Origin of the sequence: Pseudomonas sp. B1(2018) (assembly GCF_003097365.1) — a bacterium.
Classification (GTDB): Bacteria; Pseudomonadota; Gammaproteobacteria; order Pseudomonadales; family Pseudomonadaceae; genus Aquipseudomonas; species Aquipseudomonas laurylsulfatiphila.
This window is the reverse complement of record NZ_PYUK01000013.1, coordinates 139,591-152,136: the sequence shown is the minus strand read 5'-3', so window position 1 is coordinate 152,136 and position 12,546 is coordinate 139,591. Positions and strand designations below refer to the sequence as shown.

Genomic DNA, 12,546 nt, shown 5'->3' with positions numbered 1-12,546 from the left:
CTGAAGAATCAACAAGGATTGAATATGGATATCACCCGCCGCGACTTTTCGTTCGAGCAACTGGAAACGCAACTGCGTGACCAACTGCAACGCATGCTCGGCCCTGGCGGCTTCAACCGCGAAACCGACATCCTCGCCATCACCGTCAACCGCTGGTCACACGGCTACGCGTACTTCTCCAAAAGCCTGTACGACGATGCCGACGAAAACGAAAAACTGATGAACCTGGCCCGTCAGCCGGTTGGACGGGTGAGCATCGCCAACTCGGACGCGGCGTATAGGGCGGTGGGGGGAAGTGGGCTGATTGAGCACCCTGCCCACAGCGATGCGGGCAGGGCTTGATGTTAAATCGGTTGCGGCTTGGAGAGGCTTTCGAATTCATCCATCAGCAAGTGGATTTCGGTGCTGGGGTTTGGCTCGCCGCTGATGGCAACGTCCTCAAGGATCTTCGGTGCCAAGATTCTTGCCGTTTGGAACGGCGCTCCCAACAGCTGGGCAAAGTAGTTGATGTCTTTGCCCTTCTCATATTTTTCCATGGTTGGCTTTTCTCGCAAACTCTTGCTCACCAACTCACCAGGGGAATGTTTCCCGACAGCTCTGAAGGGCTTTCGGTTGAAACCAAAGTGCAGCAGTAGCCAAAACTCAAAACAGGGATACGATGCAATGACTTTGATCTTTGGATGAGGCTGCGCAACATTCAATGCACGCTGAAAGCAAAGGTGTGTATCGCGATCCAATACACAAAACACTTTGTCGAAGTACTTCTGCCGGCTGATTGCTCGCTCAACAATGCCACTCGGATGTGTGACGCCGCAGTGAGCAATTTCCACTTGGGCCTTGGCCCGAAAATAAAAGGCAGCCTCCTCCAGATAGCGTTTTCCTGACTTGCTGTCTTCACAGAGCACCAACACTTTAGGTTGAGGCTTGTACCGTGAAATCCTGCGATCAAATAACTTGCCTGAACTCACCATTGCTCAGCCCTGCCTTATCAACGGTAGCCCGCGATAACGGCCTTCAAAGTAGCGCTTCTCGACATCCTCACTTTCGCCCCCCTCAAAATCGTGAATGGAAAACAAACTGGTCGCGCCATTGGCATCACGTTCGGTAATCCAGAACTGATCCCGCCGCAAAATCTTTTCGTTCATCAGATGAGTGTCGTGCGTTGTAAAAATCAGCTGGGTATTGAGGCCACTGTCCAGATGCTTGTCGATCAAGTCAGCGACGATGTCGGGATGAAGGCTGCTGTTGAGTTCATCGACACAAAGCACTCCGCTACCCCCCGCTTGATTCATCATGAACCAGGGCAACCAAAAGCCAATCAGGTTCTTTGTACCGCACGACTCCTCCGAAAAATCAAACTCCGCAGCACCTAAATGACTGGAATGTGTGAGGGTCACCTTGTTCTTTTGAACCGCAGCGAAGATCTCCTTCAAGGTAGGTTCTTTATTGTTCTGAACGGCATCGACCTCGTCTGAATTGAGCTCAATGATAGAGACCGGAATGTCCAATGCCTTGAGAAAGTCCCGAAGATCGTTCGTATGGCTCGACACCATCTGAAGAAATCGGATCGACGCCGTCGACAGCTCCATCATGCTGTTCTGCTCGACCACGAGAAGTCCGGTTTGGAACCAACTGAACGGCATTCGCAACTGAGTCATTTCTTCATTGCTGTTCTTCACGGCCTGCGCGAGGAAGAGCATTTTTGGGCTCGTCAGACGCCGCCAGGCGCCATGCACTTCTTTCCCGCCCTCCAGCGCCGTCCCGAAAACATAACGCTCCCCTTCGGCGTCGAATTGGCGGTCATACAGAAGCGTTTCGTTCCCTCCTGGATAAGAGAGCAACTGCTCTTTGACGATCCGCTGCCCAGTTAACCCCAGCACAAACCGATAGCGCTGCCCTCCTTGAATGAAGTTGTATTCAAATACGCTGGGCGCATCCTTCAACGCGCGATCAAAACGAAAAGGCGAAACCGATAGCAACGCGTCGCTTGGATTGGTTTCCATGGCAAGCAAGCGCCCGACGACCCCCATCGCGCGGACCAATGAAGACTTGCCGGAAGCATTTGGGCCGTAAATCGCAGCCACCTTCAACAGGTCGGGGAGCTTTTCTGCGCAGGGCGGCTTGAATGTATTACGCGTTTTGCTCAGGAGAGGAGTCGCCGCCATGGACAAGGTTTGCTTGTCACGGAACGAACGGTAATTGGAAACCGAGAATTCGATCAGCATGGAAAAAACCTGCAGTTCGTTTGCTGGACTCGAATACATAAAGGAAAAAACGCGCTTCAGGTGCCGCTTCTCTGCAGCCAATGTAAAAACAGAAAAATCCTACAGATCGCACCTTCGGATAGCGGCGCCGATTCCTACAGCAGGCGTCGCCAGAGTAGACTTGGCGCCGCGAGCGCCTGACCGATAGGCTTCATTCCGTCGCTGCCAAATCAGCGGCCCGGAGTCGAAGCCGGAACTTATCAACATGGCGCATCCGCGCCCCCATATGAGCTGGGGCATTTTTTTGCCTTTCAGTTTCGCGTTATGGCGGGCCGTGTGGCGCGGGCCTCTCGGCTTCCATGTTGATCGAGAATGTTCCGACTTCGAACGCCGCACGGTCCGCCACCCAAATCTGTCGAAGGATTAGTGGCGGCTCCTTTTTCAACATGGAGTCGAAAAATGCACAAGCACACATCACATCCGACTGAAATTCCTTCCTGCTTCATCCCTAAAGTCTTCACCCGTCACAACCGCTTCCTCCATGCTTTCATGCAAAACAACCAAGCCTGGTTCTGCGCCCAGGATCTGGGTCGCTTGATGGGCAAACCACTCAATGAACGCCTGACCCTGAAACTCGATCCCGACCAACGTCGCAGCGTGTGTCTGCTCAAGGACGGCAAAACGGTTGAAACACTGATGGTCAGCGAATCAGGCATGTACGCCTTGCTGGTTCACCACTTCGTCCCGGAAAACCGCAACCTGCGCCAGTGGTTGAGCAACGAAGTCATACCCATGATGCGGGAAACCAGCGCCACACCTGTGGAAAACCGCCCGAGCCTGAGTTCGGTGCATTGGGCCGGCGTCACTGTGCCGCTGCTGCACTGGCAACAACAGGCCTGGGTGAAGTGGCGTGATGTGCCTGAGCTGATGCACGGACAGCGACCTTCTTCGACTTTTAGGGCTTGAATACATGACCTGTGGCGAGGGAGCTTGCTCCCGCTGGACTGCGAAGCAGTCCTCGTTTTGAAGGTAAAGCGAGGGCCGCTGCGCGACCCAGCGGGAGCAAGCTCCCTCGCCACAGCAAGTTGATGGATCTGGCTACCGTAAAAGCCAAATGGCTCTCACGGTAACCCACCCTGCTTCAAAACCGCGAAACACTCCTCATCGCATCCACCAGATACCTCATCGCGATCCTGTCGCTCTCCGACAACTCCCTATACCGCTCCACCAGTTTCATTTCCTCGTTATTAAGCCGGCGCCTGCGTCGCCCGATGGCCAGGCATGGAAAGATTCCCAACATTTCGGTGATGCCTTGTACTTTCGACATGGACGATGTCCTTCTCTATACGTCAAAGAAAACTGCAAAAACCGCATCGCCCTATCCCTTTTTCAGCAGCCGCTGGGTGCCCGCTGAACCGCACCGGTCCGAAGGGCATAAACCGGTCATGTGCACAGAATAGAAATTTTCCGGGCGCTGAAAAGCGGTTTTTAGAGTAATTAGTCGAAAAAAGCAGAAATGCCCTGTAAATCAGAAACCCCTGTCGGAATTGTTTCCCGACATGTCTTGTTTCATTGCCGAACCGGCGCTGTGCCATCAATCAATTTTGCTCTGCAATCGAACGGTTTAAGCTGTCGGGCATCTGTTCTACAGTCCGTTGCGTTTGGCCGAAGGCATGTCCGAACCGTATTTTCTGATCCAGCACGTGCCAGGAACGGCGCGGGATTGCTCACGACAGGTTGTATTTATGCACCGCAGGAACTTGCTCAAAGCCTCCATGGCCATCGCGGCCTACACCGGTTTGTCCGCCACGGGTCTGTTGGCCGCCCAAGCCTGGGCCGCCAGCGGCGACACCGCTGATGGCGAGGCCAGCGCATTCGATTTCGAGGCGCTGAAGCTCCAGGCCAAACAGCTCGCCAGCAATCGCTACCAGGACACCAAGCAACAGTTGCCGCCGACCCTGGCGACCATGACGCCGCAGAACTTCAATGCGATCCGCTACGACGGCAATCATTCGTTGTGGAAAGAACTCAAGGGCCAACTGGACGTGCAGTTCTTCCACGTCGGCATGGGCTTCAAGCAGCCGGTGCGCATGTACAGCGTCGACCCGAAAACCCGGATGGCCCGCGAGGTGCATTTCCGCCCGTCGCTGTTCAACTATGAAAACACCACGGTCGACACCGCACAGCTCAAGGGCGACCTGGGTTTCTCCGGCTTCAAGTTGTTCAAGGCCCCGGAGCTGGACAAGCACGACGTCGTGTCCTTCCTTGGCGCCAGTTATTTCCGTGCGGTGGACGCCACCGGCCAGTACGGCTTGTCGGCCCGCGGCCTGGCCATCGACACCTACGCCAAGAAGCGCGAAGAATTCCCCGACTTCACCAAGTTCTGGTTCGAGACACCGGACAAGGACAGCACCCGCTTCGTGGTCTACGCCCTGCTCGACTCGCCGAGCGCCACCGGTGCCTACCGCTTTGATATCGACTGCCAGGCCGAGCGCGTGGTGATGGAGGTCGATGCCCACGTCAACGCCCGTACCGCCATCGATCAACTGGGTATCGCACCGATGACCAGCATGTTCAGCTGCGGTACCCACGAACGCCGCATGTGCGACACCATTCACCCGCAAATCCACGACTCCGACCGCCTGGCCATGTGGCGCGGCAACGGCGAGTGGATCTGCCGCCCGCTGAACAACCCGGCGACCCTGCAATTCAATGCCTTCGCCGACAAGGACCCGAAAGGTTTCGGCCTGGTGCAGACCGACCACGAGTTCGCCAGCTATCAGGACACCGTCGACTGGTACAGCCGCCGCCCGAGCCTGTGGGTCGAACCGACCACCGCATGGGGCGAAGGCTCCGTCGATCTGCTGGAAATCCCTACCACCGGCGAGACCATGGACAACATCGTCGCCTTCTGGACTCCGAAGAAACCGGTGGCTGCCGGCGATTCGCTGAACTACGGCTACAAGCTCTACTGGAGCGCGTTGCCACCGGTCGGCACGCCGCTGGCGCGGGTCAACGCCACCCGTTCCGGGATGGGCGGTTTCACCGAAGGCTGGGCGCCGGGCGAGCATTACCCGCCCGTCTGGGCCCGTCGTTTTGCCGTGGACTTCACCGGCGGCGGTCTGGACCGCCTGCCCGAGGGCGCGGGCATCGAGCCGGTGGTCACTTGCTCGAATGGCGAGGTCAAGGATTTCAGCGTGCTCAAGCTCGATGACATCAAGGGTTACCGTGTCCTGTTTGACTGGTACCCGACCAATGACAGCGTGGAGCCCGTCGAGCTGCGCCTGTTCATCCGCACCAACGACCGCACGCTGAGTGAAACCTGGTTGTACCAGTACTTCCCGCCAGCGCCGGACAAGCGCAAGTACACCTGATGATCAGGTAGCACCCTGCCACCATTCGGTTTTCCGAACGCGACCTGTTGGTCGGTTCGGTTAACCGGATCATTTCACTGATACTTCAGCGCAATAAAAACTTAATTTCCTTATAAATCAACACTTTGACTAATAGCGGCTGGTCTGGCACGAGTCATGCTCTACACTTCTTCGACGAATGTCCTTTGCGCTCACTCATCGTAGCGCTCAGGTGTTTTGCAGCACAAAAGGGCCGATGAACTGGCTCCATAAAAAAAACAAAGTCGAGGAAAATTTGATGCGCATCGTTCCCCATATCCTGGGCGCAGCCATTGCTGCCGCTCTGATCAGCACTCCGGTTTTCGCCGCCGAACTCACCGGCACCCTGAAGAAGATCAAAGAGTCCGGCACCATCACCCTGGGCCATCGCGACGCTTCCATTCCGTTTTCCTATATTGCGGATGCTACCGGCAAACCGGTCGGCTACTCCCACGACATCCAGCTGAAAGTCGTCGAAGCCCTGAAAAAGGACCTCGACATGCCGAACCTCCAGGTGAAATACAACCTGGTGACTTCGCAAACCCGTATCCCGCTGGTGCAGAACGGCACCGTGGACCTCGAGTGCGGTTCCACCACCAACAACGTCGAGCGTCAGCAGCAGGTCGACTTCTCCGTCGGCATCTTCGAAATCGGTACTCGCCTGCTGTCCAAGGCAGACTCCAAGTACAAGGATTTCCCTGACCTGGCCGGCAAGAACGTCGTGACCACCGCCGGCACCACGTCCGAGCGCATCCTCAAGGCGATGAACGCCGACAAGCAGATGGGCATGAACGTCATTTCCGCCAAAGACCACGGCGAGTCGTTCCAGATGCTGGAAACCGGCCGCGCTGTAGCCTTCATGATGGACGACGCCCTGCTGGCCGGTGAAGCGGCCAAGGCCAAGAAGGCCAGCGACTGGGCCGTGACCGGCACTCCACAGTCCTACGAAATCTACGGCTGCATGGTGCGCAAGGGCGACGAGCCTTTCAAAAAGGCTGTAGATGACGCCATCAAGGCCACCTACGCATCGGGCGAGATCAACAAGATCTACGATAAATGGTTCATGCAGCCAATCCCGCCAAAAGGCCTGAACCTGAACTTCCCGATGAGCGACGAGCTCAAGGCCCTGATCGCCAATCCGACTGATAAAGCGGCTGACGACAAGAAGTCCTGATTTCTGACTAACCTTATCCCCTGAAAGGGCCGTAGCCCTTTCAGGGGAATGCACTCCCTGCTGGCATTTCTGGAAACACTCGAACCGGTGGCTGTCGAGCCGAGCGCGTGTGCCTGTCCCCCAAGGACAGGCGGGAACGGAGCTTCCCCCAAGCGGGCATTTGTACATCGATCGAATCCGAGGGGAGACCCTAATGAATTACAACTGGGACTGGGGCGTGTTCTTCAAGTCCACCGGCGTGGGCAGCGAGACCTATTTCGACTGGTACGTGTCCGGTCTGGGCTGGACCATCGGCATCGCCATCGCGGCCTGGATCATCGCCCTGACACTGGGCTCGATCCTGGGCGTCATGCGTACCGTGCCGAACCGCATCGTATCGGGCATCGCCACCTGCTACGTCGAACTCTTCCGTAACGTGCCGCTGCTGGTTCAGCTGTTCATCTGGTACTTCCTGGTACCCGACCTGCTGCCGGCGGACCTGCAAGAGTGGTACAAGCAGGATCTGAACCCGACCACCTCGGCCTTCCTCAGCGTCGTCGTGTGCCTGGGCCTGTTCACCACCGCCCGGGTCTGCGAACAGGTGCGCACCGGCATCCAGGCCCTGCCCAAAGGCCAGGAATCCGCGGCCCGCGCCATGGGTTTCAAGCTGCCGCAGATCTACTGGAATGTGCTGCTGCCCCAGGCTTACCGGATCATCATTCCGCCGCTTACCTCGGAGTTCCTGAACGTCTTCAAGAACACCTCCGTGGCCTCGCTGATCGGCTTGATGGAGTTGCTTGCGCAGACCAAACAGACCGCCGAGTTCTCCGCCAACCTGTTCGAAGCCTTTACCCTGGCCACGCTGATCTACTTCACCTTGAACATGAGCCTGATGTTGCTGATGCGCCTGGTCGAGAAGAAAGTCGCCGTACCGGGCCTGATCTCCGTAGGGGGTAAATGATGGAATTCGACTTCTCGGGCATCATCCCGTCCCTGCCGGGCCTGTGGAACGGCATGCTCATGACCCTCAAGCTGATGGCCATGGGCGTGGTCGGCGGGATCATCCTCGGCACCATCCTGGCGTTGTGCCGCCTGTCCCACGGCAAACTGCTGTCGAACCTGGCCGGCGCCTACGTCAACTACTTCCGCTCGATCCCGTTGCTGCTGGTGATCACCTGGTTCTACCTGGCGGTGCCGTTCGTGTTGCGCTGGATCACCGGCGAAGACACGCCGATCGGCGCGTTCGCCTCGTGCATCGTGGCGTTCATGATGTTCGAAGCGGCGTACTTCTGCGAAATCGTCCGCGCCGGTGTGCAGTCGATTCCAAAGGGCCAGATGGGCGCAGCCCAAGCCCTGGGCATGTCTTACGGCCAGATGATGCGCCTGATCATCCTGCCGCAGGCGTTCCGCAAGATGACGCCGCTGTTGCTGCAGCAGAGCATCATCCTGTTTCAGGACACCTCGCTGGTCTACGCCGTCGGCCTGGTGGACTTCCTCAATGCTTCGCGCGCCAGTGGCGACATCATTGGCCGCTCCAATGAGTTCCTGATTTTCGCGGGTCTCGTGTACTTCATCATCAGCTTTGCCGCCTCGCAGCTGGTCAAGCGTCTGCAAAAAAGGTTCGCCGTATGATCTCTATCAAAAGCATCAACAAGTGGTATGGGGACTTCCAGGTTCTGACTGATTGCAGCACCGAGGTCAAAAAAGGCGAAGTGATCGTGGTGTGCGGGCCATCCGGTTCCGGCAAGTCGACCCTGATCAAGTGCGTCAACGCCCTGGAACCCTTCCAGAAGGGTGACATCGTGGTCGACGGCACCTCCATCGCCGACCCGAAGACCAACCTGCCGAAGCTGCGTTCGCGCGTGGGCATGGTGTTCCAGCACTTCGAGCTGTTCCCGCACCTGACCATCACCGAAAACCTGACCATCGCGCAGATCAAGGTATTGGGCCGCAGCAAGGAAGAAGCCACCAAGAAAGGCCTGCAACTGCTCGAGCGCGTCGGCCTCTCGGCTCACGCCCACAAGCATCCTGGCCAACTGTCCGGCGGTCAGCAGCAGCGCGTGGCGATTGCCCGTGCGCTGGCGATGGACCCGATCGTCATGCTGTTCGACGAACCGACCTCGGCGCTGGACCCGGAAATGGTCAACGAAGTGCTCGACGTGATGGTGCAACTGGCCCACGAAGGCATGACTATGATGTGCGTGACCCACGAAATGGGCTTCGCCCGTAAAGTGGCCGACCGGGTGATCTTCATGGACGCCGGCAAGATCATCGAAGACTGCAAGAAAGAAGAGTTCTTCGGCGACATCAGCCACCGTGCCGAGCGTACGCAGCACTTCCTCAACAAGATTCTGCAGCACTAAAGCCACACCGCCGCCCCTGTAGGAGCTGCCGCAGGCTGCGATCTTTTGATCTTGCTTTTGATTCTGGCGATCGTCCGGTCACAAAAGATCAAGATCAAAAAGATCGCAGCCTGCGGCAGCTCCTACAAGGACGCGTCAAGGCGGTAGTGGTGGTTGACCCAAGGCATCTGTGATGAAATGCGACCCTAATATTTATCGCGCAGCGTCGCCATCACTCGCCGTGAAACCCCGTCTGGTTCGTCATTTGTTCCTGCCGCCACTGATCATCGCCATGATGATCGGCCTGGGCTACATCGGCTTCTGGATCAGTGAGCACTATGGCATTCGCAACCTCAGCGAAAACGGCCAGCGTCAGCTGGAACTGCACGCCCGCGCCGTCGAAAGCGAAATCAGCAAATACACTTACCTGCCCAGCCTGCTTGAGCTCGAAACCAGTGTTTCGCAGTTGCTGGCCGACCCGACCCCGGAACACCGGCAAACGGTCAACGATTACCTCGAAGGCCTGAACCGGCGCAGCCGCAGTCGGGCCATCTACGTGATGGACACCACCGGCCGCGTCATGGCCACCAGCAACTGGCGCGATGTCGACAGTTACCTGGGTGAAGACCTGTCCTTTCGCGCCTATTTCCAGAACGCCGTGCGCGGTCAGCCGGGGCGTTTCTACGGCATCGGCAGCACCAACGGCGAACCCGGTTACTACCTGGCCCATGGCCTGGAAGAACACGGCAAGATCATCGGCGTCGCGGTGGTCAAGGTGCGCCTGGAAGCCATGGAAGAGCGCTGGCAGCGCGCGCGGCTGGAAGCCTTCGTCAGCGACGAGAACGGCATCATCATTCTCTCCAGCGATCCGGCCCGACGCTTGAAATCGGTGGTGCCGCTGAGCGAAGACACCAAGGAAAAACTTGCCCGCAGCCTGCAGTACTACTGGTTCCCGCTCAACGAACTGCAGCCGGTGGCCCGGGAAACCCTATCCGAAGGCGTGGAGAAACTCACGTTCCCGGCCAACAGTGAACTGGTGTCCGACGATGAAAACATCAGCTACCTGTCGCAAACCCGGCCCTTGAGCGATACGCCGTGGAATTTCACCCTGCTCACGCCGCTCCAGGACCTGCGCCGCGAAGCGATCAACCAGGGGATTCTGGTGGCCGTGGCGTTTGCCCTCTGCGCCTTCCTGTTGATCGCCTGGAACGAGCGGCGCAAGGTGATCGCCACCCGCCTCGCGGCCCGGGAAGCCTTGCAGGAAGCCAACAACCAGCTGGAGCGTCGGATTACCGAACGCACCACCGACCTGCGCGCCAGCAACGAGCGGCTCAAGGGGCAGATCCGCGAACGCCGGCACGCCGAAGAGACCTTGCGCCGCGCCCAGGACGAACTGGTACAGGCCGGAAAACTCGCGGCCATCGGCCAGATGTCCACCAGCATCGCCCACGAACTGAACCAGCCGCTGGCGGCGCTGCGCACCTTGTCCGGCAATACCGTGCGCTTCCTCGAACGCGGCCAGCTCGACGTCGCCAGCACCAACCTCAAGACCATCAATGAACTGATCGACCGCATGGGCCGCATCACCGCCAGCCTGCGCTCGTTCGCCCGCCGCGGTGACGACAAGGGGCAGGCCTGCCTTGGCAAAGCGGTGGACGCGGCCCTGCAATTGCACGGCGCGCGGGTGGAAAATACGCCTTTGCAATTGCACCGCCATTTTGACGCTGTGCAGGTGCAAATCGACCAGACCCGCCTGGAGCAGATTCTGGTCAACCTCATCGGCAACGCCCTGGATGCGATGCAAGCGCAGCCGCTGCCGGAATTGTGGCTCGAAGGCGAAACCTTCGATGGCAAATACCGGCTGCGCGTACGTGACAATGGCCACGGCATCGACGCCGAAGCGCGCAAGCACCTGTTCGAACCCTTCTTCACCACCAAACCCGGCGAACAGGGCCTGGGCCTTGGTCTGACCCTTTCCGCCAGCCTGGCCGCCGCCACCGGCGGTCACCTGGGTGTCGAGCACCCGGCCAGCGGTGGTACCGCATTCGTCCTCAGTTTACCGTTGGTAAGCCCCACTTCCGCCGAGCCAATATGAACAACGACCTTAGTGTATTGATCGTCGAAGACGACCCCCATGTGCTGCTCGGCTGCCAGCAGGCGCTGACCCTGGAAGACATTCCCTGCATCGGGGTGGGCAGCGCCGAAGAAGCCCTGGAACGGGTCGGCGACAACTTCGCCGGCATCGTCGTCAGCGACATTCGCCTGCCGGGCATCGATGGCCTGGAGTTGCTGACCCGGCTCAAGGAGCGCGACCGCAGCCTGCCGGTGGTGCTGATCACCGGCCACGGCGACATCTCCATGGCCGTCGGGGCGATGCAGAAAGGCGCCTACGACTTCATGGAAAAACCGTTCTCCCCGGAGCGCCTGGTGGACGTGGCTCGCCGCGCCCTCGAGCAACGCAGCCTGGCGCGGGAAGTGTCGTCGCTGCGCCGGCAACTGGCCGAGCGCGACTCCCTCGAAGGGCGGATTATCGGTCGCTCGCCGGCCATGCAGAACCTGCGGGAACTGATCGCCAACGTCGCCGATACGTCGGCCAACGTGCTGATCGAAGGCGAGACCGGCACCGGCAAGGAACTGGTCGCGCGCTGCCTGCATGATTTCAGTCGGCGGCACACCAAGCAGTTCGTCGCCTTGAACTGCGGCGGCCTGCCGGAGAACCTCTTCGAAAGCGAAATCTTCGGCCACGAAGCCAACGCCTTTACCGGTGCGGGCAAACGACGGATCGGCAAGATCGAACACGCCGACGGCGGCACGCTGTTCCTCGACGAAGTGGAAAGCATGCCCCTGCCCTTGCAGATCAAGCTGCTGCGGGTATTGCAGGAACGCACCCTCGAACGCCTCGGTTCGAACCAGAGCGTGGCGGTGGATTGCCGCGTCATCGCGGCGACCAAGTCCGACCTCGTCGAGTCGAGCAAGGCCGGCGAATTCCGCAGCGACCTGTATTACCGCCTCAACGTGGTGACCCTGGAACTGCCGCCGCTGCGCGAGCGCCGCGAGGACATCCTGCAACTGTTCGAACACTTTCTGCAGCAATCGTCCCTGCGCTTCGACCGCGCGGTACCGGAGCTGGACAACCAGACCGTTTCAAACCTGATGAGCCACGACTGGCCGGGCAACGTGCGTGAGCTGCGCAACGTTGCCGAGCGCTTTGCCCTGGGCCTGCCGGCGTTCAAGAAAACCGGTGCCGGCGGCAGCAATCAAGGCCTGGCGTTTGCCGAAGCGGTGGAAGCCTTCGAACGCAATCTGCTCAGCGATGCCTTGCTACGCAGCGGCGGCAACCTGACCCAGGCCAGCCAGGAACTGGGCATGGCCAAGACCACGCTGTTCGACAAAGTGAAAAAATACGGCCTGAGCCATTGAGCCAAACCTGATCGCCCCCCCCCCCTGTAGGAGCT

At 58.8% G+C, this 12,546-nt stretch carries 11 protein-coding genes and 1 pseudogene; 9 read left to right on the top strand and 3 right to left on the bottom strand.

The genetic code is table 11. The features are described from left to right. Positions 1-48: 48 nt before the first annotated feature. Positions 49-342: pseudogene (locus C9422_RS20755) on the top strand (spermidine dehydrogenase); the annotation flags it as partial. Positions 343-344: 2 nt separating this feature from the next. Here the strand turns inward: C9422_RS20755 and C9422_RS20750 are convergent. Both C9422_RS20750 and C9422_RS20745 read right to left on the bottom strand, forming a co-directional pair. After that, on the bottom strand, positions 345-971 hold the full coding sequence (locus C9422_RS20750; RefSeq protein ID WP_116581963.1) for an RloB family protein: 627 nt from the start codon (positions 969-971) through the stop codon (positions 345-347). 3 nt (positions 972-974) lie between these two features. Continuing rightward, on the bottom strand, positions 975-2,225 hold the full coding sequence (locus tag C9422_RS20745) for an ATP/GTP-binding protein (RefSeq protein ID WP_116581962.1): 1,251 nt from the start codon (positions 2,223-2,225) through the stop codon (positions 975-977). 438 nt (positions 2,226-2,663) lie between these two features. Between C9422_RS20745 and C9422_RS20740 the strand changes: the two genes are divergently transcribed. Then, positions 2,664-3,170 (top strand): Bro-N domain-containing protein, encoded by a 507-nt coding sequence (locus C9422_RS20740; protein ID WP_116581961.1) that lies wholly within the window; start codon positions 2,664-2,666, stop codon positions 3,168-3,170. A 175-nt stretch (positions 3,171-3,345) separates the two neighbouring features. On the opposite strand, the gene C9422_RS20735 is transcribed toward C9422_RS20740, so the two are convergent. Continuing rightward, complete coding sequence (locus tag C9422_RS20735) at positions 3,346-3,531, bottom strand: hypothetical protein (protein ID WP_007975077.1); 186 nt, start codon at positions 3,529-3,531, stop codon at positions 3,346-3,348. A gap of 418 nt (positions 3,532-3,949) precedes the next feature. Here C9422_RS20735 and C9422_RS20730 point away from each other — a divergent pair, with 418 nt between their 5' ends. The 7 genes from C9422_RS20730 to C9422_RS20700 all read left to right on the top strand — a co-directional run bounded on the left by C9422_RS20730 (position 3,950) and on the right by C9422_RS20700 (position 12,511). Further along, complete coding sequence (locus C9422_RS20730) at positions 3,950-5,578, top strand: glucan biosynthesis protein D (RefSeq protein WP_116581960.1); 1,629 nt, start codon at positions 3,950-3,952, stop codon at positions 5,576-5,578. Between the two features lie 277 nt (positions 5,579-5,855). Continuing rightward, on the top strand, positions 5,856-6,770 hold the full coding sequence (locus C9422_RS20725; protein WP_116581995.1) for a glutamate/aspartate ABC transporter substrate-binding protein: 915 nt from the start codon (positions 5,856-5,858) through the stop codon (positions 6,768-6,770). A gap of 193 nt (positions 6,771-6,963) precedes the next feature. Continuing rightward, complete coding sequence (locus tag C9422_RS20720) at positions 6,964-7,710, top strand: amino acid ABC transporter permease (RefSeq protein WP_007975080.1); 747 nt, start codon at positions 6,964-6,966, stop codon at positions 7,708-7,710. Then, on the top strand, positions 7,710-8,381 hold the full coding sequence (locus C9422_RS20715; RefSeq protein WP_116581959.1) for an amino acid ABC transporter permease: 672 nt from the start codon (positions 7,710-7,712) through the stop codon (positions 8,379-8,381). Before C9422_RS20720 ends, C9422_RS20715 begins: the two co-directional genes overlap by 1 nt. Next, on the top strand, positions 8,378-9,112 hold the full coding sequence (locus C9422_RS20710; RefSeq protein WP_007975082.1) for an amino acid ABC transporter ATP-binding protein: 735 nt from the start codon (positions 8,378-8,380) through the stop codon (positions 9,110-9,112). The genes C9422_RS20715 and C9422_RS20710 overlap by 4 nt, the downstream gene beginning before the upstream one ends. A gap of 172 nt (positions 9,113-9,284) precedes the next feature. Further along, positions 9,285-11,186, top strand: coding sequence for a sensor histidine kinase (locus C9422_RS20705; RefSeq protein ID WP_116581958.1), 1,902 nt, complete (start codon positions 9,285-9,287; stop codon positions 11,184-11,186). Further along, entirely contained in the window at positions 11,183-12,511 is a 1,329-nt protein-coding gene (locus tag C9422_RS20700; RefSeq protein ID WP_007975084.1) for a sigma-54 dependent transcriptional regulator, read from the top strand. The genes C9422_RS20705 and C9422_RS20700 overlap by 4 nt, the downstream gene beginning before the upstream one ends. The last annotated feature ends 35 nt before the right edge of the window (positions 12,512-12,546 follow it).